We start from the raw sequence: 22139 nt of genomic DNA, 5'->3' as shown, positions 1-22139 counted from the left end.
CTCGATCATGTCGAGGACGACGCAGCGTGGGAGGTAACCCGTGAGCAGCACCCTCTTCCGGACGAAGAAGGTCGAGCAGTCCATCCTCGATACCGAGGAACCCGAGCATGCGCTCAGGAAATCCCTGTCCGCGCTGGACCTCACCGTCTTCGGCGTCGGCGTCATCATCGGCACCGGCATCTTCGTCCTCACCGGCACGGTCGCCAAGAACAACGCCGGTCCCGCCGTCGCCCTGGCCTTCGTGGTGGCCGGGGTCGTCTGCGCGCTCGCCGCGCTCTGCTACGCCGAGTTCGCCTCCACCGTGCCGGTGGCCGGCTCGGCGTACACCTTCTCGTACGCCTCCCTCGGCGAACTCCCCGCCTGGATCATCGGCTGGGACCTGGTCCTGGAGTTCGCGCTCGGCACGGCGGTGGTGGCCGTCGGCTGGTCCGGATACATCGCCTCGCTGCTCGACAACGCGGGCTGGCACCTGCCGGCGGCGCTCAGCGGCCGGGAGGGGGCCGACGGCTTCGGCTTCGACATCCTCGCCGCCGGCCTCGTCCTGCTGCTCACCGCGATCCTCGTGGTCGGCACGAAGCTCTCCGCGCGGGTCACCTCCGTCGTCGTCGCCATCAAGGTGATCGTCGTCCTGACCGTGATCGTCGCGGGCGCCTTCTTCATCCACGGCGACAACTACGACCCGTTCATCCCGAAGGCCCAGGCCGTCGACGCGGGCGGCGGCCTCAAGGCCCCGCTGATCCAGCTGATCTTCGGCTGGGCGCCGTCCAACTTCGGCGTGATGGGCATCTTCACCGCCGCCTCCGTCGTCTTCTTCGCCTTCATCGGCTTCGACGTCGTCGCCACCGCCGCCGAGGAGACCAGGAACCCGCAGCGCGACATGCCCCGCGGCATCATCGGCTCGCTCGTCATCTGCACGGTCCTCTACGTCGCCGTCTCGATCGTCGTCACCGGGATGGAGCACTACACCAAGCTGTCCGTGAGCGCCCCGCTCGCCGACGCCTTCAAGGCCACCGGGCACCCCTGGTTCGCCGGATTCATCAGCTTCGGCGCCGCCGTCGGCCTGACGACCGTCTGCATGATCCTGCTGCTCGGCCAGACCCGGGTCTTCTTCGCCATGAGCCGCGACGGGCTGCTGCCGCGCTTCTTCTCCCACGTCCACCCGCGGTTCAAGACCCCGCACCGGCCGACCATCCTGCTCGGCGTGCTCATCGCGATCCTGGCCGGCTTCACCAGCCTCAGCGAGCTCGCCGAGCTGGTGAACATCGGCACCCTGTTCGCCTTCATCGTCGTCGCGATCGGCGTGATCATCCTGCGCAGGTCGCGCCCCGACCTGCCCCGGTCCTTCCGCACACCGTGGGTCCCCTTCCTGCCGATCCTGTCGGTCTGCGCCTCGCTGTGGCTGATGCTCAACCTGCCCGCCGAGACCTGGCTGCGGTTCGGCATCTGGATGGTCATCGGCTTCGTCGTGTACTTCCTCTACGGCCGCTCCCACAGCCGTCTGGAGCGCCACGAGGAGACCCCCGCCGCCTGACCGGTCCGGACGGCCCGGTCAACCACGCCGCCCACGCCCCGGCGGGGCCGCCCGCGAACCGGACCCGCGCCCCCACACAGCCCCGGCCCCGCCCCCCGGCCGCCCGCCCGGGCACCTGGGCCCGTTCAGCCGCGGGCCGGTCCCGCGCCCGACGCTGGCGCGGAACCGGCCAGTAGTCGTCACGGCCCCCGGTGGCACCGCCCCGGCCAGTCGTTGTCACGGGCCCTGGTGGCGCCGCCCCGGCCTGTCGCCGTCGCGGGCCCCGGTGGGGCCGTCGCGGCCCCGGCGCGCCGCTGTCCCGGCCCCTGGTGGGGCCGCCCCGGCCCCGGCCGTCCGCCCGGGCGCCGGGGCCCGTTCAGCCTCGAGCCCGGGCGGTCCGGGAGCGTTCCGGCGCGAGAACCGGTGGCGCAGACCCGGTCCGGTCAGCCGTGGACCGTGCGTGGGCCCGTCACGTCGGCGCCGAGGGCCGTGACCCGGCGGCGCAGTTCGCGGTCGGCCGTGACGACCACGCGGGGGCGCCCGGCGGATCCGGCGACCAGCTCGACGATCCGGTCGTCCCCGCTTCCCGGCGCCGCCTCCACCCGCACCCCGGGCACGGGCTCCACCCCGCGGGCCGCGCCCTCCACGACGAGCACGATCTCCGTCGGCCCCTCGTGACCGCGCAGGCCCCGCGCCGCCAGCAGGTCGCGCAGCCGCTCCGCGGCGGCCCGCCGGTCGCGCCACCAGCCGTCGGGCACCGACCCGACGACGTTCGCGGCGTCGACGATCACGAGCAGCGCGGGCGGGGCGTCGTCCATGGGCCCAGGGTCGCACGGCCCCGACCCGGGAAGTGACCCTCGCGCGGGCGCCGGAAGGGCCCGTCATAAAGTGACCGGGTGAACGGCGACTGGCTCATACGCGGCCGCGACGGGCGGCTCAGTGTCTATCTGACGTCGGACGACGGCGTCCTGTGCCGGGCGGAACACCTCCCGGGCGGGTCGTGGGACGCTCCGCGCACGCTGGGCGGCGACCAGAAGGTCCACCCGGGCGCGGCCGTCGGACAGGGCGCCGACGGCTACGCCCACCTCGCCGCCTGGCGGCCGACGGTGAAGGGGGAGGCCGGCCTGGTGCACTGCACGCACTTCAGGCCGCTGCTCGCCGCCCTGGACTGGGCACCCGTCGGCCACCCCAACAAGAAGGGCGACCGCACCGGTACGCCCGCCGTCGCCGTGGACGCCCAGGGACGGGCGCACGTCTTCGCCCGCAACATCGGGACGGGACTGTGCATGGTCGCCCAGAAGGAGAAGGGCGGCTGGGACCCCTGGCGCGACCTGAAGGGGCAGGGCGTCGAGGGCCCGCCGGTCGCGGTGACGGGGGAGTCCGGCCTCGTCCAGGCGTACGCGGCCGTGTCCGGCGGCATCCTGCACTGGCGCCAGGCGGCGGCGGGCGCCCAGCCGGTGCTCCAGGAGCCGCTGCGGACACCGGTGCGGCCCCGCACGCTGCGGGCGCTGGCCACCTCCGCGGAGCACACCACGCTCTTCTACACCGACGAGAGCGGCGATGTGTGCGCCTGGCGTCCCGGCGGTGACCCCGTCCGGGTGCTTCCGGCCGCCGGAGACGGCCCGGTGGCGGCGATCCGCACCGAACTCGACGGTCACGACTGCACGTTGCTGGCGCAGCGCTCGGCGAGCGGCCGGGTGGCCTTCGCCGCGTATCCGACCGAGCGGGAGTCGGCGGGCGCCTGGTGGGCCGAGTCGGGCCCGCAGCTGCCCGAGGACGCCGTGGTGGCGCTCGCGAAGGACCACGAGGGCCGGGTGGTCGCGGCGGCCCTGTCCCCGTCGACCGGTGACCTCCGGCTCACCCGCCGCAAGGACGAGCCCGGCCTGGCTCTGACGGCCTGGCGCACGGTGTGACGGCCCCCGCGTCACGCCCCGCGTGACGGCCACCGCACGACGGCCTCCGTGTGACGGCCGCGAGGCACTGACCGCCGTCCCGTGCGGGCGCGGCCCGCGGGGCGGCGTGCGAGAAGAGGGCCCCCGCCGAGCGGGAGCCCTCTTCTCATGTCCTGCGGGGCAGGGCGGTCACGGTGTCACGCGGGCACCGAGGCCACGCCCGGCGCCAGGAACTTCTTGCCGTTCACCCGCTCCGAGACACCCTCGCGGTCCAGGTACGGCGTGATGCCGCCCAGGTGGAAGGGCCAGCCGGCGCCCGTGATCAGGCAGAGGTCGATGTCCTGCGCCTCGGCGACGACACCCTCGTCGAGCATGAGCCCGATCTCCTGCGCCACCGCGTCCAGGACGCGCGCCCGCACCTGCTCCTCCGTCAGGACGGTGTCGCCCTGCTTCAGGAGCGCGGAGACCTCGGGGTCCAGCTCCGGCTTGAAGCCGTTCTCGGCGGAGTAGACGTAGAAGCCGCGCTTGCCCGCCTTGACGACGGCCGCGAGGTTCGGGGAGACCGTGAAGCGGTCCGGGAACGCCCGGTTGAGCGTCTCCGAGACGTGCAGACCGATCGCCGGGCCGACCAGCTCGAGGAGGACCAGCGGGGACATCGGCAGGCCGAGCGGCTCCACCGCCTTCTCCGCGACCTCGACCGGGGTGCCCTCGTCGATGACGTTCTGCACCTCGCCCATGAAGCGGGTCAGGATGCGGTTCACGACGAACGCCGGGGCGTCCTTGACCAGGACCGCGGTCTTCTTCAGCTTCTTGGCGACGGCGAAGGCGGTGGCCAGCGAGGCGTCGTCGGTCTGCTCGCCGCGCACGATCTCCAGCAGCGGAAGGATCGCGACCGGGTTGAAGAAGTGGAAGCCCACGACCCGCTCGGGGTGCTTCAGCTTCGACGCCATCTCGGAGACCGACAGCGAGGAGGTGTTGGTGGCGAAGATCGCGTGCGCCGGGGCGACCGCCTCGACCTCCGCGAACACCTGCTGCTTGACGCCGATCTCCTCGAACACGGCCTCGATGACGAAGTCCGCGTCGGAGAAGCCCTCGGCCTTGTCCAGCACACCGGAGACCAGCGCCTTGAGGCGGTTGGCCTTGTCCTGGTTGATCCGGCCCTTGCCGAGCAGCTTGTCGATCTCGGCGTGGACGTAGCCCACACCCTTGTCGACGCGCTCCTGGTCGATGTCGGTCAGCACGACCGGTACCTCGAGGCGGCGCAGGAACAGCAGGGCGAGCTGCGAGGCCATCAGGCCCGCGCCCACCACGCCGACCTTGGTGACCGGGCGGGCCAGGGACTTGTCCGGGGCGCCGGCCGGCCGCTTGCCGCGCTTCTGCACCAGGTTGAACGCGTAGATGCCGGAGCGCAGTTCGCCGCCCATGATCAGGTCGGCGAGCGCCACGTCCTCGGCGTCGTAGCCCTGCTGGAGGTCGCCGTTCTTGGCGGCGGCGATGATGTCGAGGGCACGGTAGGCGGCCGGGGCGGCGCCGTGCACCTTGCCGTCCGCGACGGACCGGCCGCGCGCGACGGCCTGGTCCCAGGCCTCACCGCGGTCGATCACCGGGCGGTCGACGACGATCTCGCCCTTGAGGACGGACGCCGTCCAGATCAGCGACTGCTCCAGGAAGTCGGCGCCCTCGAACAGGGCGTCGGCGATGCCCAGTTCGTAGACCTGGACACCCTTGAGCTGCTTGTTCTGGTTGAGCGAGTTCTCGATGATCACCGAGACGGCCTTGTCCGCGCCGATCAGGTTCGGCAGCAGCGTGCAGCCGCCCCAGCCGGGGACCAGACCGAGGAAGACCTCGGGCAGCGAGAACGCGGGCAGCGCCGCGGACACCGTGCGGTACCGGCAGTGCAGGCCGACCTCGACGCCACCGCCCATCGCCGCGCCGTTGTAGTAGGCGAAGGTCGGGACCGCGAGGCCCGCGAGGCGCTTGAAGACCTCGTGGCCGCCCTTGCCGATGGCGAGCGCGTCCTTGTGCTCCTTGAGGAGCTCGACGCCCTTCAGGTCGGCGCCGACGGCGAAGATGAACGGCTTGCCGGTGATGCCGGCGCCGACGATCTCGCCCGCCGCGGCCTCCTTCTCGACCTGGTCGATCGCCAGGTCGAGGTTGGCCAGCGACTGCGGGCCGAAGGTGGTCGGCTTGGTGTGGTCGAAACCGTTGTCGAGCGTGATCAGGGCGAAGCGCCCCGCGCCGAACGGCAGGTCCAGGTGGCGTACGTGCGCCTGGGTGACGACCTCGTCCGGGAACAGCTCGGCCGCGCCCTTCAGGAGCTCAGCGGTGGTGGTGCTCACTTGTCGCCTCCGGCGGACTCGAAGTGCGGGTTCTCCCAGACGACCGTGGCGCCCATGCCGAAGCCGACGCACATGGTGGTCAGGCCGTAGCGGACCTCCGGCTGCTCCTCGAACTGACGGGCCAGCTGCGTCATCAGACGGACGCCGGAGGACGCCAGCGGGTGACCGAAGGCGATCGCGCCGCCGTACTGGTTGACGCGCTCGTCGTCGTCGGCGATGCCGTAGTGGTCGAGGAAGGCCAGGACCTGGACGGCGAAGGCCTCGTTGATCTCGAACAGGCCGATGTCGGAGATGGACAGACCCGCCTGGGCGAGGGCCTTCTCGGTGGCCGGGATCGGGCCGTAGCCCATGACCTCCGGCTCGACACCCGCGAAGGAGTACGAGACGAGGCGCATCTTGACCGGCAGGCCGTTCTCGCGCGCGAAGTCCTCGGAGGCGATCAGGGAAGCGGTCGCGCCGTCGTTCAGACCGGCCGCGTTGCCCGCGGTGACCCGGCCGTGGACGCGGAAGGGGGTCTTCAGGCCGGAGAGGCTCTCCAGCGTCGTCCCCGGGCGCATCGGCTCGTCGGCGGTGACCAGGCCCCAGCCCGTCTCACCGGCCTCCGCGTTGGTGCGGCGCACCGACACCGGCACCAGGTCGGCCTGGATCTTGCCGTTGGCGTACGCCTTGGCGGCCTTCTCCTGCGAGCGCACGGCGTACTCGTCGGCGCGCTGCTTGGTGATCTGCGGGTAGCGGTCGTGCAGGTTCTCGGCGGTCATGCCCATGAACAGGGCGGACTCGTCGACCAGCTTCTCGCTGACGAACCGCGGGTTGGGGTCGACGCCCTCACCCATCGGGTGGCGGCCCATGTGCTCGACACCGCCGGCGACGGCGACGTCGTAGGCGCCGAAGGCGACGGAGCCGGCGACCGAGGTGACGGCCGTCAGGGCGCCCGCGCACATGCGGTCGATGGAGTAACCGGGCACGGAGCTCGGCAGGCCGGCCAGGATCCCGGCGGTGCGGCCGATGGTCAGGCCCTGGTCGCCGATCTGCGTGGTCGCGGCGATGGCGACCTCGTCGATCTTCTTGGGGTCGAGACCGGGGTTGCGGCGCAGCAGCTCCCGGATCGCCTTCACGACGAGGTCGTCGGCGCGGGTCTCGTGGTAGATGCCCTTCGGGCCCGCCTTGCCGAACGGGGTACGGACGCCGTCGACGAAGACGACGTCCCTGACGGTACGAGGCACGATGGCTCTCCTCCAGGTGCGGGATGGCACTGCTGCGACACGCAAGCGCTGAGCGCGCGCTCAGGACCCATGCTACTTATGAGTAACGTAGCTGCCCAGTCCCGGAGGGCCAAGCGGTGAACGTCACACCCGTGGCGCACGCCTGCTCACCCTCCCACCCGGTCCCGCGGCGGCGCCGTCGACCCCCGCGGTGTGAGTACGGGTGTCGGCACCGGGTGCGACCCGGGGCCCGGACCGGCGATCACCGAGAACAGGGTGCGGGCCGCCTCCGCGCCGAAACCGTGCACGTCGTGGCTCATCGCCGAGAGCGTCGGATGGGTGAGCCGGCACAGCTGGGAGTCGTCCCAGGCGAGGAGGGAGACGTCGCCGGGCACCGCGAGCCCCATCTCGGCCGCCACGGCCAGACCGGCCACCGCCATGATGTCGTTGTCGTAGACGATCGCCGTGGGCCGGTCCTGCGCGGCGGCGGTCAGCATCGCGCGGGTGGCCCGTGCGCCCGTCTCCCCGGAGTAGTCCGTCGCGACCTGGCGGGCCCCGGCCAGTCCCAGCGTCCGCGCCGCCGCGTCGAAGGCGGCGGTCCGCATCACCGTGTGCCCGAGCGCCGCGGCCCCGCCCACCCGCGCGATCCGGCGGTGCCCGAGTGCCGCCAGGTACCGCACGGCCTCCGTCACCGCCGTCGCGTCGTCGGTCCACACCGACGTCAGACTCCCGGTGAGGGAGGGGTGCCCCACCGCGACCACCGGCATCCCGAGCCGCTCGGCCGCCGCGACCCGGGGATCGTCGGCCCGGAAGTCGACCAGGATCGAGCCGCCGATCTGCCGTCCGCGCCACCAGGACTCCAGCAGCCCGGCCTCCTCCTCGACCGTGCGCACCAGCCTCAGCAGCAGCGAACAGGAGTGCTCGGTGAGCACGCTCTCCACGCCGGACACGAACTCCATGTAGAACGGCTCCAGGCCCAGCATCCGCGCCGGCCGGCAGATCGCGAGCCCGACCACGTCCACCCGAGAGCTCGACAGGGAACGCGCCGTGAGGTTCGGCTCCCAGCCCAGCTCCCGTGCCGCCGCGAAGATCCGGTCCCTGGTCGCCTCGGCCAGCCCCGGTTTGCGGTTGAAGGCGAGCGACACGGCGCCCTTGGAGACACCGGCGCGCGCCGCCACGTCCTTGATGGTGACGCGGTGCGACGGGGACACGGTCATCGGGCGGGCTCCTGGCAGTACAGCGCGGCCCGGGCGGCGGCGGCGTCCGGAGTCTCCCAGCCTCGCACCCCGATGGTCACCCGTTCGCCGGGAAGCAGGGTCACCAGGCCCCGGTCGGCCCGCGCCGTCGGCCCCAGCCGGTCGGCCTGGAGCAGCAGGTCCCGTACGAGGGTGCCGGCCGTGACCGTGACGCCCCCCGGTACCAGGGACACCTCGAACCGCGGCCGGGGATAGGGGATGTCCCGGTCGGCGGCGGGGAAGTGCAGGGCCCGCAGCCCTTCTCCGGCCGCGCCCCCTCCCGGCCGCGGGGATCCCGGCGCGTCGGCCACCAGGAACTCCTTCGCCCCGGCCGGTTCCAGCCCCGGCGGCACCGGAAGTTCACCCACGGCCCGTGCGCCGACGGCCAGTTCCAGCTCGGCCGCCTCGATCACCGCACCCTCCACCGACATCCGCCGCAACGACACGGCACCCGTCCACGGCTCGCGCGACTGGTTGACGGCGGCCAGCACCAGCCCGTGGTCCCGCGCCCGCAGGGTCAGCAACCGGTCCGCGTACAGCCGCCGCAGCTCGTGGTACAGCGGCTTCTCCCGCCCGTCGCCGTCGATCGCCGCCCAGGAGGTCACCGGCCAGCAGTCGTTGAGCTGCCAGACGATCGTGCCCGCGCACACCGGCCAGTGCGACCGCCAGTGCTCGACGCCGGCCGCCACCGCCCGCGCCTGGGTGACCTGGGTGAGGTAGTGCCAGCGGTCGAAGTCGCCCTCCGGCACCGCGAACCGGCGGGCGAGCCCGCGGGCCAGCTTGCCGTTGCCGTCCTCGGCCTTCTGGTGGTGCAGCATGCCGGGGGAGTCGGGCGCGAGCTCCTCACCCGGCAGCGCGCGCCGCAGGGTCGCGTGGGCGGGCGGCGCCTGCCAGCCGAACTCGGCCACGAAACGCGGCACTTCACGGAGGTACTCGGTGTAGTCCCGCCGGTTCCACACCTCCCACGAGTGGTGCGTGCCGTGCGCCGGGTCGTTGGGATGGTGCTCCCACGACCCCGACCAGGGGCTGCCCGGGGTGTAGGGCCGCGTCGGATCCAGCTCCGCCACGACGCGCGGCAGTACGCCCAGGTAGTACCCCTCGCCCCAGGAGTCCCCGGCGAGCCGCTCCTCCCAGCCCCAGTCCCGGAACCCCCACAGGTTCTCGTTGTTGCCGTTCCACAGCACGAGCGAGGGATGCGGCATCAGCCGTACGACGTTCTCGCGGGCCTCCGCCTCCACCTCCCCCCGCAGCGGCTGCTCCTCCGGGTAGGCCGCGCACGCGAACGGGAAGTCCTGCCACACCAGCAGCCCCAGTTCGTCGCAGGCGTCGTAGAAGTCCTCGCTCTCGTACAGGCCGCCGCCCCAGACCCGGACCAGGTCGACCCCGGCGCCGGCCGCCTGCTCCAGCCGCGCGCGGTAGCGCTCACGGGTCACCCGGGAGGGGAACACGTCGTCCGGGATCCAGTTCACGCCCCGGGCGAAGAGCCGCTCGCCGTTCACGACGAGCGTGAACCCCGTGCCGTGCGCGTCCGCGGAGGTGTCCAGCCCGACGGTGCGGAAGCCGACCCGCCGCCGCCAGACGTCCAGCGGCGCGCCGCCGTGGAGCAAGGTCAACTCGACTTCGTAGAGCGGCTGTTCCCCGTAGCCGCGGGGCCACCACAGCCGCGCGTCCGGCACCTCGATCCGTACCGTCGCGGTGCTCCCGCTCACCTCCGCGCGCGCCCTGAGTCCCCCCACCCGGGCCTCGACGGTGAGTGCGGCCTCCACCCGGGTGCGCTCCACGTCCACCCGCAACTCGACCACCCCGAAGCCCTGTTCGACGCTCACCAGGGGCCGCACCCGGGCCAGTCGCGCCGTCGACCAGCGTTCCAGCCGCACCGGCCGCCAGATCCCGGCCGTCACCAGCGTGGGCCCCCAGTCCCAGCCGAAGGAGCACGCCATCTTGCGCAGGTACTGGTACGGCTCGGCGTAGGCCGCGGGACGGTCGCCGACCGTGCCCCGCACGGCCTCGGCCTCCGCGTAGGCGGAGATGAACCGGACCGCGAGCGGCCCTTCGAGCCCCGTCACGTCGAAGCGGTACGAGCGATGCATGTTCCGCACCCGGCCGAGCGGCCGGCCGTCCACCGTGATCTCCGCGACCGTGTCGAGCCCGTCGAAGACCAGGTCGGTCTGCTCGTGCCCGGACAAGGCGGCGGGCAGCTCCCGCTCGTACGTCCACTCGCGCCGCCCCACCCACGCGACCTCGTCCTCGCCCGTCCCGACGAACGGGTCCGGGACGACCCCCGCGGCGAGCAGATCGGTGTGCACACAGCCCGGCACCGAGGCCGGGAGCGGCTCGCCCTCGTGCCGCAGGGTCCAGCCTTCGTCGAGCGGTGAGGCCTCCAGCATGCGCACTCCCTAAACCGGTCAAGGCGTCAACGAGGCGCCACGGATTCATCGTTGGCGGGAATCGGACTTTACCGGTTGAGGAAAGCGCTGCCAGAGTGCCGAATCAGCCAACCCGCTCGTGCCCGACCGCCCCGCCCGTGTCCCACGGCCGCGTTGCCGCCCGACCACCCCGCACGTGCTCGTCCGTCCCGAGAACATCCCGAGAACGGAAGTGATGCACATGAACCGCCGTACAGTCCTGGTCCTCGCCACCGTCACCACGGCCGCCCTGCTGCTCCCCGGCTGCACCGGCACCGGAGGCAGCGCGAAAGGCGCGGACGCGAAGGCGCCCGACGACCCCGCGAAAGTCAGCGGAACCATCACGGTCCTCACCGTGCGCACCGACCTCGTGCAGGACGGCACGATGGACAAGTACGCCGCCGCGTTCAACAAGACCTATCCCAAGGTCAAGGTGGAGTTCCAGGCGCTCACCAACTACGAGGCCGAGATCAAGATCCGCATGAACACGGACGACTACGGCGACGTCCTGCTCATCCCCGCGGTCATCAAGAAGGACGACTACCCGAAGTTCTTCGCCTCCCTCGGCACCGCCGCCGAACGCGGCAAGAAGTACCGCTTCACCGACTTCACCACCGTCGGGGGCAAGGTCTACGGACAGAGCCCGGTCGGGGTCATGCCCGGCTTCGTCTACAACAAGCGGGTGTGGAAGGAGGCCGGGATCACCCGGTGGCCCGGCACCCCGGCCGAGTTCCTCGCCGACCTGAAGGCGATCAAGGCGAAGACCGACGCCGTCCCCTACTACACCAACTTCGCCGCACAGTGGCCGCTGACCTCGTGGACGTACGTCGACGGCGCGGTGCACTGCGATCCGAAGGCGACCACCAGGCTCGCCGAGGGCGACCCGTGGGCCGAGGGCTCCGACCTGCGCGTCGGGGACACCCTGCTGTACGACATCGTCGCCCGGGGACTCGCCGAGAAGGACCCGACCACCAGCAACTGGGAGGAGTCCAAGCCCCGGACGGCCAAGGGCGAGATCGCCACGCAGTGGCTCGGCACCTGGGCGATCATCCAGTTCCAGGACGCCGCGCGGAAGGCGGGGGCGAACCCGGACGACATCGGCTTCATGCCGTTCCCCTCCCGGACGGGCGGCTCGTTCTGCGCGACCGTCGGCCCCGACTACAACCAGGCGGTGAACGTCCACTCCCCGCACAAGGAGGCGGCCCGCGCCTGGATCGACTGGTTCACCGACAAGTCCGGCTACGACAAGGACAACCTCGCGATCTCCCCGCTCAAGGACGCGCCCCTGCCCGAGGTGCTGAAGCCGTACGAGGAGGCGGGCGTCAAGCTCATCGAACTGGACGACTCCGCGGGCGCCGCGGTCAAACTGATCGACGACCGCTCGGAGGTGGGCATCTACAAGCCCGAATACCGTCAGGACCTGGTCGACCTCGCGCGCGGCGCCAAGAAGGGCAGCCTGGACGACTTCCTCGGCGGTCTCGGCGAGAAGTGGACCGAGGCCCGAGCGGACGTGGGCCACTGATGGCGCGCACCTCGCGGCGGCTCACCCCGTGGCTGTTCCTGCTCGCCCCGCTGACCCTGCTGATCACGTTCACCTACGCGCCGATCGCCAACATGGTCGCGTACAGCTTCACCGACTGGGACGGGGTGAGCCCGGAACTGCGCTACACGGGCGCCGAGAACTACCGGGAGATCTTCACCCGGGAGGACCTGTTCCAGGTGTTCTGGGTCAGCGGCTACTACCTGGCGGCCTCGGTGGTCCAGATCGTCGTCGCGCTGTACTTCGCGACGATCCTGAGCTTCGACGTCCGGTTCCGGAACTTCTTCAAGGGCGTGCTCTTCTTCCCGTCGCTGGTCAACGGCGTGGCGATCGGCTTCGTCTTCCTCTACTTCTTCCAGGACGGCGGGACCCTCGACACGGTCCTCGGCCTCTTCGGCCGGCACACCGACCACGCCTGGCTCGGCACACCGGTCTCGGCGAACGTCTCCCTGGCGGGTGTGTCGGTGTGGCGCTACCTCGGCATGAACTTCGTCCTGTTCCTCGGCGCGATCCAGTCCATCCCGGGGGAGCTCTACGAGGCGGCCGAACTGGACGGCGCCGGCCGGTGGCACCAGTTCCGCCACATCATCCTGCCCGGCATCAGACCGGTACTGACCCTGACGGTCGTCCTGTCCGTCTCCGGCTCCCTGTCGGCCTTCGAGATCCCGTACATCATGACCGGCGGGGCCACCGGGACCGAGACCTTCGTGATCCAGACCGTGAAGCTGGCGTTCCAGTTCAACAAGACGGGGCTCGCCTCGGCGGCGGCGGTCGTGCTGCTGCTGATCATCCTGCTGGTGACCTGGGTGCAGCGCCGTCTCGTCCCCGACGACAGGGTGGACCTCGTATGACACGCCGAGCCGTTGCCCGTGCCCTCGTGTACCTGTCCCTGACCGGCGCCGCGCTGGTCGTCCTGCTCCCGCTGGGCGTCGTGTTCCTGACCTCGCTGAAGACCGAGAACGAGACGGCGAGCGGCAGCGGGGCGCTCACGCCGCCGGACGACCCCCTCAACTTCCACAACTACGTGACGGCGTTCCGGGACGGCGGGATGCTGACGGCGTTCGGGAACACCGCCTTCATCCTCGTCGTCTCCGTGGGCGGGACCGTGCTCATCGGCTCGATGACCGCGTACGCCATCGACCGGTTCACGTTCCGTTTCAGGAAAGCGGTGATCGCCCTGTTCCTGGTCGCCGCGCTGGTCCCCGGGGTGACCACCCAGGTGGCCACCTTCCAGATCGTCCACAGCCTCGGCATGTTCGACACCCGGTGGGCGCCGATCGCCCTCTACATGGGCACGGACATCGTCTCGATCTACATCTTCCTCCAGTTCGTGCGCTCGATCCCCGTCTCGCTGGACGAGGCGGCCCGTCTCGACGGCGCCAACGCGTTCACGATCTACCGGAAGATCATCTTCCCGCTGCTGAGACCCGCGATCGCGACGGTCGTGATCGTGAAGGGGATCGCCGTGTACAACGACTTCTACATCCCCTTCCTCTACATGCCCTCACAGGATCTTGGCGTGATCTCGACGTCCCTGTTCCGCTTCAAGGGCCCCTACGCGGCCCACTGGGAGACGATCTCGGCAGGAGCGGTGCTGGTCATCCTGCCGACCCTGATCGTCTTCCTGGCCCTCCAGCGGTACATCTACAACGGATTCACGTCAGGAGCGACGCGGTGAGCGCCCGGACCCCTAGCGGGAGGCGGGCCCGGGCCCCGGTGCTCAGGCGCCCGCGCCGGCCAGCGCCGCGACCAGCACCGGCGTGACCTGCTCCACCTGCCAGGGCCGCGCCCCGTACGTCCTGAGCGCGTCGGCCACCGCGTCCGCGTCGGCCGCGGGCGGCTCCCAGCACACCCGCCGGACCGCGTCCGGGGCGATCAGGTTCTCCTGGGGCATGTTCAGCTTCTCGGCCAGCGCGGAGACGGCCGCCCGCGCCGCGGACAGCCGTGCCGCGGCCGCGGGGTCCTTGTCGGCCCAGGCCCGCGGCGGCGGCGGTCCCGCCACCGGCTGACCCGGCTGCGGCAGCTGCGACTCGGCGAGCGCCTTCGCCCGGTCGACAGCCGCCTGCCACTGCTCGAGCTGGCGCCGGCCCATCCGGTGCCCGAAGCCCGTCAGCGCCGCCAGCGCCTGCACGTTCGCCGGGAGCGACAGGGCCGCCTCCACGATCGCCGCGTCGGACAGCACCTTGCCCGGCGACACGTCCCGCCGCTGCGCGATCCGGTCCCGTGTCTGCCACAGCTCCCGCACCACGCCGAGCTGCCGCCGCCGGCGCACCTTGTGCATGCCGGACGTACGGCGCCACGGGTCCTTGCGGGGCTCGGGCGGCGGCGCGGAGGCGATCGCGTCGAACTCCTGGCGGGCCCACTCCAGCTTGCCCTGCCGGTCCAGCTCCTTCTCCAGAGCGTCGCGCAGGTCGACCAGGAGCTCGACGTCGAGCGCCGCGTAGCGCAGCCAGGGTTCGGGCAGCGGGCGGGTGGACCAGTCCACCGCGGAGTGGCCCTTCTCGAGGACGAAGCCCAGCACTCCCTCGACCATCGCGCCGAGGCCGACCCGCGGGAAACCGGCGAGCCGTCCGGCCAGCTCGGTGTCGAACAACCGCGTCGGCACCATGCCTATCTCCCGCAGGCACGGCAGGTCCTGGGTGGCGGCGTGCAGCACCCACTCGGCGCCGGACAGCGCCTCGCCGAGCCCGGAGAGGTCGGGGCAGCCGACCGGGTCGATCAGCGCGGTGCCGGCTCCCTCGCGGCGCAGCTGCACCAGATAGGCGCGCTGTCCGTAGCGGTAGCCGGAGGCGCGTTCCGCGTCGACGGCGACGGGGCCCGAGCCGGCGGCGAAGGCCGCGACGACCTCCGCGAGGGAGGCCTCGTCCGCGATCACGGGAGGGATGCCCTCGCGCGGTTCGAGCAGAGGTGTCGGCGCCCCGGAGTCAGTCGATCCGCCGTCGTCCGGAGGGGCGCCTCCGGTGGTTCGCAGTGAACTGGCTGCTGCGGTTTCTTGGGCGTCGGTCACCTGTCAAGGGTATCCGTGTATGGACGGCGCCCGCCGACGGAACGTTCCGTCGGCGGGCGCCGGGGGGTCGTAAACCGGTCAGGCCGGTGCAGGAAGGGGAAGGGATCGGAAGGAAACCGGGGAGGGACGACGGGAGCCGGGCCGAACGCGCGGGACGATCCGGGGGAGCGCCGCGTGCCGGGCGGGGGTCAGTGGATGATGCCGGTCCGCAGCGCCACCGCGACCATGCCGGCGCGGTCGCCCGTGCCGAGCTTGCGGGCGATGCGGGCGAGGTGGCTCTTGACGGTCAGCGCGGACAGGCCCATGGAGACGCCGATCGCCTTGTTCGACTGGCCTTCCGCGACCAGCCGCAGCACCTCGACCTCACGGCCGGAGAGCTCGCGGTAGCCGCCCGGGTGACTCGGGGCACCCGGGGGGCGGCGGTGCAGACGGGCGGACGAGCCCATGGGGGCGGCGCCGGGGCGGCTGGGCAGGCCGAGGTTGGTGCGGGTGCCGGTGACCACGTAGCCCTTGACCCCGCCCGCGAGGGCGTTGCGCACGGCGCCGATGTCGTCGGCGGCGGAGAGGGCGAGCCCGTTGGGCCAGCCCGCGGCGCGGGTCTCCGACAGCAGGGTGAGGCCGGAGCCGTCGGGCAGGTGGACGTCGGCGACGCAGATGTCGCGGGGGTTGCCGATGCGGGGACGAGCCTCCGCGACGGACGAGGCCTCGATGACGTCGCGCACACCGAGCGCCCACAGATGACGGGTGACGGTGGAGCGGACGCGCGGGTCGGCCACGACCACCATCGCGGTGGGCTTGTTCGGGCGGTAGGCGACCAGGCTTGCGGGCTGCTCGAGGAGAACGGACACCAGGCCTCCTGGGTGGGGGACGGGGGCCGGCTCGCGGGGCTTGTGGGGAGGAAGCCGGTACGAACCGTGCTTTCAAGGTCACAGTCGTCTTCGGCAGCGAACCCGGGGTCCTTTAGAGAATGATCACGATCTAGTGAGTAACAATCTGTGCAATTCGGACACGCGATCGATCATCCGAAGATCGAGTCGGTTTAAGTGGGTGTGTTACGGGATCGAAAATGGTCGTATCGACAAAGAGATGGTCAACGTGACTGAGGTCCCCTGCGCTGTGGCAGCGTGACCACCGACGCGTCGCCCGGACCGGCCGGCGGCAGCCCCGCCACCTGCGCGAGCAGATCGGACCAGGCCATCAGGTGCGCGCCCGCCTCCGGCGCCCCGCCCAGCGACTCGCGCGGGGTCCAGGACGCGCGGATCTCGATCTGCGAGGTCGCCGGGCGCTCCGCGAGACCGCCGAAGTAGTGCGAACCCGCGCGCGTGACGGTCCCGCTCGGCTCGCCGTACGTCAGCCCGCGCGCCTGGAGCGCGCCGGTCAGCCACGACCAGCACACCTCCGGCAGCAGCGGGTCCGCGGCCATCTCCGGCTCCAGCTCCGCCCGCACGAGGGTCACCAGCCGGAACGTGCCCCGCCAGGCGTCGTGGCCGGCCGGGTCGTGCAGCAGCACGAGCCGGCCGTCGGCCAGGTCCTGCTCGCCGTCCACGACGGTCGCCTCCAGCGCGTACGCGAACGGGGCGAGCCGCTTGGGGGCCGGGGTGGGCTCCACCTCGATCTGCGGCCGCAGCCGGGTCGCCCTCAGCGCGTCGACGGCCGCCCGGAAGGGCGGCGGCCCCGACCTGTTGCCATCCCCGTCCCCCTCGTTCGAGTCATCCATCCCGCCAGCGCCGTCCGACAGTCGTCCCTGAGCCGCAGCCATGCGGGGAAGATTAAGGGGAACGGGGCCTTCGCGCAGGGCAAGACACCCGTGCGGGCCGCACGGACGGATGCGCGCTGGGCGAACAGGCGCACGGCCCGCGCACGCCCGACGCCCCCGGCGCCCCGACCGGGTCACGGCCGGGGCGTCCCCGGAAGGCCGGCCCGGAACCCCGCGTGCAGCCGCGTCCGGCCGGGGGCCGGTCGCCGGTCCCGGGGGTCGTCGGGGGGCGGCCCGGACGGGGGCGCGGGCGTGGGAGACTTGCCGTCGTGAGTGCGAACGAGAGCCCGGCGGGCCGGCAGCCGACAGCGACCTACGACAGTGCCTTCCTCAAGGCGTGCAGGCGCGAACCGGTGCCGCACACGCCCGTGTGGTTCATGCGGCAGGCCGGGCGCTCGCTGCCCGAGTACCGCAAGGTCCGCGAGGGCGTCCCGATGCTCGAGTCCTGCATGCGGCCCGACCTGGTCACCGAGATCACCCTCCAGCCGGTGCGTCGGCACGACGTGGACGCGGCGATCTACTTCAGCGACATCGTCGTCCCGCTCAAGGCCATCGGTATCGACCTCGACATCAAGCCCGGCGTCGGCCCGGTCGTCGAGCGCCCGATCCGCACCCGCGCCGACCTCGCCCAGCTGCGCGACCTCACGCCCGACGACGTCTCCTACGTCACCGAGGCCATCGGTCTGCTGACCGCCGAGCTCGGCGCCACCCCCCTCATCGGTTTCGCGGGCGCGCCTTTCACCCTCGCGAGCTACCTCGTCGAGGGCGGCCCGTCGCGCACGTACGAGAACGCCAAGGCCATGATGTACGGCGACCCCGAGCTCTGGGCCGACCTGCTCGACCGCCTCGCGGAGATCACCGCGGCCTTCCTGAAGGTCCAGATCGAGGCGGGCGCGAGCGCCGTGCAGCTCTTCGACTCCTGGGCCGGCGCCCTCTCCCCGGCCGACTACCGCCGCTCGGTGCTGCCCGCCTCCGCGAAGGTCTTCCGCGCGGTCGAGGGCTACGGCGTCCCGCGCATCCACTTCGGCGTCGGCACCGGCGAGCTGCTCAAGCCGATGAGCGACGCCGGAGCGGACGTCGTCGGCGTCGACTGGCGGGTCCCGCTCGACGAAGCGGCCCGCCGGATCGGCCCCGGCAAGGCGCTCCAGGGCAACCTCGACCCGACCGTCCTGTTCGCCGGCACCGAGGCCGTCGAGGCCAAGACCCGCGAGGTCCTCGAGGCGGCCGCCGGTCTGGAGGGACACGTCTTCAACCTCGGGCACGGCGTGATGCCGTCCACCGACCCGGACGCGCTGACCCGCCTGGTCGAGTACGTCCACACGCACACCGCCCGCTGAGCCGCCTCACCAGCTGTGCCGGGGGCGCGCCCGTCTGCCGAACAGCAGACCGCGCGGCTCCGGCGGCGGGGGCGTGCCCGCCTTGAGCGGCCAGGCGAGGAGCATGCCCGCGAGGAATCCGACGACGTGCGCCGCGTACGCCACGGTGCCCGCGCCGGAGACCCCCTCGCCGGAGGAGTACACCGCCTGGAGCACGAACCAGAAGCCCAGCACCAGCCAGGCCGGCAGGCGCAGCGGCAGGAACACCAGGAACGGGACGAGCACCCACACCCTGGCCTTCGGGTACAGCACCAGATAGGCGCCGAGCACCCCCGCGATCGCCCCGGACGCGCCGATCAGCGGGTCGGTCGAGTCGGCGTTGAGCAGGGCGAACCCGTACGACGCCGCGTAGCCGCAGACGACGTAGAACAGGGCGAAGCGCACGTGCCCCATGCGGTCCTCGATGTTGTTGCCGAAGATCAGCAGGAACAGCATGTTGCCGAGCAGGTGCAGCCAGCCGCCGTGCAGGAACATCGCGGTGAACACGCTCAGCGCGGGGGACTTGTCGTAGTCCGGCGGGTTCAGCACACAGCCCGCGCCCCGTACGTCACCGGTGGGGACCAGTTGCGGCAGCTGATGGTGGATCAACTCGCGCGGGACGGCGGCGTAGTGCTCCAGGAAGGCGTGCAGATGACACGTCTGGGCCAGGGTGCTGTCGCCCGCCACCGATCCGGACAGGCCGGGCATGAACAGGAAGACCAGGACGTTCGCCGCGATGAGGGCGTACGTCACCACCGGGGTGCGGCGCACGGGATTCACGTCATGGACGGGGATGACCACAAGGGAGTTCTGCCCCCGATCCGTTCGGTGAACCGGTGAACGCCCCTCCTCACGGGCGCGTATGAAGCGTCAACCGCTCGCGGCACGAGGAAGGCGGGCCGCGGGGACGACGTGAGGAACAGGCGATGAACGACCGAGTTACTCCCCCGATGCACGCGACCCCGGACGGCGAGGCGGAGATCTCCCTGGTGATCCGGCTGCCCTGGGAGGACGTGGCACGGCTCGGCCAGGAGGCCGGGCGGCTCGCCGCGCAGATGCAGCGGCCGGTGACGCTCGACGAGGCGGTCAGCAGCCGGCTGCGCTCGCGGCCCGCACCCGCGGCCCACGCCAAGCCGGCCGAGCAGCCCGCCGCCGCGCCCGTCTCCGCGCTGCCCCGGCTGACCGGGACCGCGTAACCGCCCCGGGGAGCGGGGTGCGGGGCGTGCGGCGGCCGGGACCGGCCGCGCCCCGCACGGCCGCTCCCGGACGGGCTCACCCCGTACCTCCGGAGGACGGCTCGCCCCGCACGCCCGGGGGCGGCGCGTCCCGGGTTCCTGACGGGGCCCGGCGTCCTAGCGCCCGCTGCCGTGCACCTTCGTGGTCGCCTTCCGGGCGGCGACCAGCACCGGGTCCCAGACCGGGCTGAACGGCGGCGCGTACCCCAGGTCCAGAGCCGTCATCTGCTCCACGGTCATCCCGGCCGTCAGCGCCACCGCGGCGATGTCGACGCGTTTGCCGGCCCCCTCCCGCCCGACGATCTGGACGCCCAGCAGACGGCCCGTCCGTCGTTCGGCGATCATCTTGACGGTCATGGGCGAGGCGCCGGGGTAGTAGCCGGCCCGGCTGGTGGACTCGACGGTGACCGTCTCGAACCGCAGACCCGCGCGCCGGGCGTCCTTCTCACGCAGGCCGGTACGGGCGATCTCCAGATCGCAGACCTTGCTGACGGCCGTGCCGACCACACCGGGAAACGTGGCGTAACCGCCGCCCACGTTGGTGCCGATGACCTGCCCGTGCTTGTTGGCGTGGGTCCCGAGCGCGATGTGCCGTTCCTGGCCCGAGACCAGGTCGAGGACCTCGACACAGTCACCGCCGGCCCAGACGGTCCCGTCGGCCAGGGGCCCGCGCACCCGCATGGCGAGGTCGGTGAGCAGCCCGCCGTGGGCGCCCAGCGGCAGGCCCGCGGCCTTCGCCAGCGTGGTCTCCGGCCGGACGCCGATGCCCAGCACGACCACGTCCGCCGGGTACGCCGCGTCCTCGGTGACCACCTCCCGCACCCGGCCGTCGTCGTCGGTCCGCAGCGCGGTGACCTCGGAGTCGTTCACCATGGTGATGCCGAGGCCCTCCATGGCCCGGTGCACCAGCCGCCCCATGTCCGGGTCGAGGGTCGACATCGGCTCGCTGCCCCGGTTGACGACCGTCACCTCGTAGCCGCGCTTGATGAGCGCCTCGGCCATCTCCACGCCGATGTAGCCCGCCCCCACGACGACGGCCCGTCCGCCCCGTGTGCGGGTCAGCGTGTCGAGCAGCGCCTGGCCGTCGTCCAGGGTCTGCACCCCGTGCACGCCCGCCGCGTCCGCACCCGGCATGTCCGGCCTGATCGGGCGGGCCCCGGTCGCGATGACGAGCTTGTCGTACGACGTCCAGGACTCCGCTCCGGAATCCAGCTCCCGCGCGCGGACCCGCCGTCCCGCGACGTCGATCCGCGTGACCTCGGTCCGCAGCCGCAGGTCGATGCCCCGCGCGCGGTGCTCCTCGGGCGTCCGGGCGACGAGATCGTCCCGGTCGGTGACGTCACCGCCCACCCAGTAGGGGATGCCGCACGCCGAGTACGACGTGAAGTGGCCGCGTTCGAAGGCCACGATCTCCAGTTCCTCCGGCCCCTTCAGCCGGCGGGCCTGGGACGCCGCGGACATGCCCGCGGCGTCACCGCCGATCACCACCACTCGCTCGATGCTCATGCGAACACGCTACGGGGCGCTCCCAGTTCAGTCCTGCCCGGGCTCACGCGCCTCGCCCCCGGGCCGCCCGCTCGCGGGCTGCCCCGCGCCGGCCGGCCCGGCCTCACCCGCGAGCTGCCCGGCCGCCCCGGGGCGCCCGGTCTGCCCGGGCACGCCCAGCCCGGCCCAGCTCGCCTCGGCGGCCCGCCGGCGCGGCCGCACCAGCCGCAGCCACGCCAGCAGCAGCAGGACGCCCACGACGAGGAACGGCAGCACCGCGCCGAACGCGACGGCGATCCAGCGCAGCATCGTCACGAACGCGTCCCAGCCGCCCGCCAGCGCGTCCACGAACCCCGGATCGTCGTCCTCGGCGGCCGTGACCACCGGCTTCTCCGACAGGGTCAGCGTGACCGTCGCCAGGCTCGTGCGGTCCTTCAGGGACGCCTGCTGGGCGAGCAGCGCCTCCAGATCGGCCTCCCGGTTGCTCAGCTCGCCCTCCAGGGTGACCACGTCGCTCAGCTTGGTGGCCCGGTCCATCAGCTCGCGGACCCGGGCGACGCTGGCCCGCTGGGAGGCGATGCGGCTGTCGACGTCGACGACCTGGTCGGTGACGTCCTGTGCCTTGGCCGTCCGTTCGAGGAGCCGGCCCGCGCCCTGGAGGTCGGCGAGGACGTCGTCGTACCGCGCGACCGGCACCCGCAGCACCACCCGGGTCCGCTCGCCGCCGTCCTCGTCGCGGACGGTCGTCTCGTCGCCGACGTAGCCGCCCGCGTTCTCGGTGGTCGCGCGCGCCTGGTCCAGGGCCTTGGGCACGTCCTTGACCTGCACGGTCAGCGAGGCCGTACGGATGATGCGGTTGACGGTGACGGAGGGCGCCGCGGTGGCCTTCGAACCGCTTGCGCCCGCCCCCTCCTTCGCGCCCCGGGCGCCGTCCGCCTCGCCTGCGCCCGGCGCGCCGGGCTCCGCGACGGCGGCCTTGTCGTCCGCGGCGCTCGACGAGCCCGAATCGCCCCCCGCGCTGCATCCGGCGAGCGCCAGGGCCGCGGTGAGTGCGACGGCGGCCCAGACCCGGGCCGGGCGGGCGGAACGTCCTGCCGGACGTCCCGCGGAAGGTGATGTACGCATCTGGGTGTCCCCCCGAGGTTTTCCGAATACCTGACGCCCCTTCGACGCCCGGG

Annotated in this window: 18 protein-coding genes; 7 read left to right on the top strand and 11 right to left on the bottom strand. The window is 72.4% G+C overall.

The genetic code is table 11. The features are described from left to right. Positions 1 to 40 precede the first annotated feature (40 nt). Positions 41 to 1531, top strand: coding sequence for an amino acid permease (locus Saso_RS31865; RefSeq protein ID WP_189922929.1), 1491 nt, complete (start codon positions 41 to 43; stop codon positions 1529 to 1531). A gap of 422 nt (positions 1532 to 1953) precedes the next feature. Here Saso_RS31865 and Saso_RS31860 read toward each other — a convergent pair whose 3' ends face one another. Further along, positions 1954 to 2328 carry a PIN domain-containing protein gene (locus Saso_RS31860; protein WP_189922930.1) on the bottom strand — a complete coding sequence of 125 codons (375 nt, stop codon included), beginning with the start codon at positions 2326 to 2328 and terminating at the stop codon, positions 1954 to 1956. Positions 2329 to 2406: 78 nt separating this feature from the next. Here Saso_RS31860 and Saso_RS31855 point away from each other — a divergent pair, with 78 nt between their 5' ends. Then, on the top strand, positions 2407 to 3423 hold the full coding sequence (locus tag Saso_RS31855; RefSeq protein ID WP_189922932.1) for a PLL family lectin: 1017 nt from the start codon (positions 2407 to 2409) through the stop codon (positions 3421 to 3423). A 176-nt stretch (positions 3424 to 3599) separates the two neighbouring features. Here Saso_RS31855 and Saso_RS31850 read toward each other — a convergent pair whose 3' ends face one another. The 4 genes from Saso_RS31850 to Saso_RS31835 form a co-directional block, all read right to left on the bottom strand. Beyond that, positions 3600 to 5741 (bottom strand): 3-hydroxyacyl-CoA dehydrogenase NAD-binding domain-containing protein, encoded by a 2142-nt coding sequence (locus tag Saso_RS31850; protein ID WP_189922934.1) that lies wholly within the window; start codon positions 5739 to 5741, stop codon positions 3600 to 3602. Next, entirely contained in the window at positions 5738 to 6964 is a 1227-nt protein-coding gene (locus Saso_RS31845) for a thiolase family protein (RefSeq protein ID WP_189922936.1), read from the bottom strand. The genes Saso_RS31850 and Saso_RS31845 overlap by 4 nt, the downstream gene beginning before the upstream one ends. A gap of 146 nt (positions 6965 to 7110) precedes the next feature. Then, positions 7111 to 8160, bottom strand: a complete 1050-nt coding sequence (locus Saso_RS31840) for a LacI family DNA-binding transcriptional regulator (protein ID WP_189922938.1) — start codon at positions 8158 to 8160, stop codon at positions 7111 to 7113. Beyond that, the gene (locus tag Saso_RS31835; RefSeq protein WP_189922940.1) at positions 8157 to 10565 is read right to left on the bottom strand and encodes a glycoside hydrolase family 2 protein; all 2409 of its coding nucleotides are present in this window, start codon (positions 10563 to 10565) and stop codon (positions 8157 to 8159) included. Before Saso_RS31835 ends, Saso_RS31840 begins: the two co-directional genes overlap by 4 nt. Before the next feature lie 220 nt (positions 10566 to 10785). On the opposite strand from Saso_RS31835, the gene Saso_RS31830 reads away from it, so the two are divergent. Genes Saso_RS31830 through Saso_RS31820 form a run of 3 tightly spaced genes read left to right on the top strand, consistent with a single transcriptional unit; the run spans position 10786 to position 13801 of the window. After that, complete coding sequence (locus Saso_RS31830) at positions 10786 to 12105, top strand: ABC transporter substrate-binding protein (protein ID WP_189922942.1); 1320 nt, start codon at positions 10786 to 10788, stop codon at positions 12103 to 12105. After that, positions 12105 to 12974: a carbohydrate ABC transporter permease gene (locus tag Saso_RS31825; protein ID WP_229901323.1), complete on the top strand. Its 870-nt coding sequence runs from the start codon at positions 12105 to 12107 to the stop codon at positions 12972 to 12974. Before Saso_RS31830 ends, Saso_RS31825 begins: the two co-directional genes overlap by 1 nt. Continuing rightward, complete coding sequence (locus Saso_RS31820) at positions 12971 to 13801, top strand: carbohydrate ABC transporter permease (RefSeq protein WP_189922944.1); 831 nt, start codon at positions 12971 to 12973, stop codon at positions 13799 to 13801. Before Saso_RS31825 ends, Saso_RS31820 begins: the two co-directional genes overlap by 4 nt. Positions 13802 to 13843: 42 nt before the next feature. On the opposite strand, the gene Saso_RS31815 is transcribed toward Saso_RS31820, so the two are convergent. The 3 genes from Saso_RS31815 to Saso_RS31805 form a co-directional block, all read right to left on the bottom strand. After that, positions 13844 to 15130, bottom strand: a complete 1287-nt coding sequence (locus Saso_RS31815) for a ribonuclease D (RefSeq protein WP_189922946.1) — start codon at positions 15128 to 15130, stop codon at positions 13844 to 13846. Positions 15131 to 15318: 188 nt separating this feature from the next. Next, a complete protein-coding gene (locus Saso_RS31810; protein WP_189922948.1) occupies positions 15319 to 15978 on the bottom strand; it encodes a helix-turn-helix transcriptional regulator in 660 nt (219 codons plus the stop codon). Between the two features lie 242 nt (positions 15979 to 16220). Then, positions 16221 to 16847: a DUF3000 domain-containing protein gene (locus Saso_RS31805; protein ID WP_372442517.1), complete on the bottom strand. Its 627-nt coding sequence runs from the start codon at positions 16845 to 16847 to the stop codon at positions 16221 to 16223. Positions 16848 to 17155: 308 nt separating this feature from the next. Between Saso_RS31805 and hemE the strand changes: the two genes are divergently transcribed. After that, positions 17156 to 18223, top strand: coding sequence for a uroporphyrinogen decarboxylase (gene hemE / locus Saso_RS31800; protein WP_189922952.1), 1068 nt, complete (start codon positions 17156 to 17158; stop codon positions 18221 to 18223). 6 nt (positions 18224 to 18229) lie between these two features. On the opposite strand, the gene Saso_RS31795 is transcribed toward hemE, so the two are convergent. Next, complete coding sequence (locus Saso_RS31795; protein WP_189922954.1) at positions 18230 to 19042, bottom strand: rhomboid family intramembrane serine protease; 813 nt, start codon at positions 19040 to 19042, stop codon at positions 18230 to 18232. Positions 19043 to 19167: 125 nt separating this feature from the next. Here Saso_RS31795 and Saso_RS31790 point away from each other — a divergent pair, with 125 nt between their 5' ends. Continuing rightward, complete coding sequence (locus tag Saso_RS31790) at positions 19168 to 19437, top strand: hypothetical protein (RefSeq protein ID WP_189922956.1); 270 nt, start codon at positions 19168 to 19170, stop codon at positions 19435 to 19437. A 156-nt stretch (positions 19438 to 19593) separates the two neighbouring features. On the opposite strand, the gene Saso_RS31785 is transcribed toward Saso_RS31790, so the two are convergent. Both Saso_RS31785 and Saso_RS31780 read right to left on the bottom strand, forming a co-directional pair. Next, complete coding sequence (locus tag Saso_RS31785; RefSeq protein ID WP_189922958.1) at positions 19594 to 20982, bottom strand: FAD-dependent oxidoreductase; 1389 nt, start codon at positions 20980 to 20982, stop codon at positions 19594 to 19596. Positions 20983 to 21009: 27 nt separating this feature from the next. Then, positions 21010 to 22086 carry a DUF4349 domain-containing protein gene (locus tag Saso_RS31780; protein ID WP_189922960.1) on the bottom strand — a complete coding sequence of 359 codons (1077 nt, stop codon included), beginning with the start codon at positions 22084 to 22086 and terminating at the stop codon, positions 21010 to 21012. Positions 22087 to 22139: the final 53 nt, after the last annotated feature.

Source organism: Streptomyces asoensis, from assembly GCF_016860545.1.
Classification (GTDB): domain Bacteria; phylum Actinomycetota; class Actinomycetes; order Streptomycetales; family Streptomycetaceae; genus Streptomyces; species Streptomyces asoensis.
Note: the sequence above shows the minus strand (reverse complement) of the source record. Positions and strands in the feature narration are given on the sequence as shown.

Coding starts and splice junctions, on each gene's coding strand:
- Saso_RS31860 (WP_189922930.1), bottom strand. CDS start 2,328: ATGGACGACGCCCCGCCCGCGCTGCTCGTGATCGTCGACGCCGCGAAC.
- Saso_RS31840 (WP_189922938.1), bottom strand. CDS start 8,160: ATGACCGTGTCCCCGTCGCACCGCGTCACCATCAAGGACGTGGCGGCG.
- Saso_RS31835 (WP_189922940.1), bottom strand. CDS start 10,565: ATGCTGGAGGCCTCACCGCTCGACGAAGGCTGGACCCTGCGGCACGAG.
- Saso_RS31830 (WP_189922942.1), top strand. CDS start 10,786: ATGAACCGCCGTACAGTCCTGGTCCTCGCCACCGTCACCACGGCCGCC.
- Saso_RS31825 (WP_229901323.1), top strand. CDS start 12,105: ATGGCGCGCACCTCGCGGCGGCTCACCCCGTGGCTGTTCCTGCTCGCC.
- Saso_RS31820 (WP_189922944.1), top strand. CDS start 12,971: ATGACACGCCGAGCCGTTGCCCGTGCCCTCGTGTACCTGTCCCTGACC.
- Saso_RS31805 (WP_372442517.1), bottom strand. CDS start 16,847: ATGGATGACTCGAACGAGGGGGACGGGGATGGCAACAGGTCGGGGCCG.
- Saso_RS31790 (WP_189922956.1), top strand. CDS start 19,168: ATGAACGACCGAGTTACTCCCCCGATGCACGCGACCCCGGACGGCGAG.
- Saso_RS31785 (WP_189922958.1), bottom strand. CDS start 20,982: ATGAGCATCGAGCGAGTGGTGGTGATCGGCGGTGACGCCGCGGGCATG.
- Saso_RS31780 (WP_189922960.1), bottom strand. CDS start 22,086: ATGCGTACATCACCTTCCGCGGGACGTCCGGCAGGACGTTCCGCCCGC.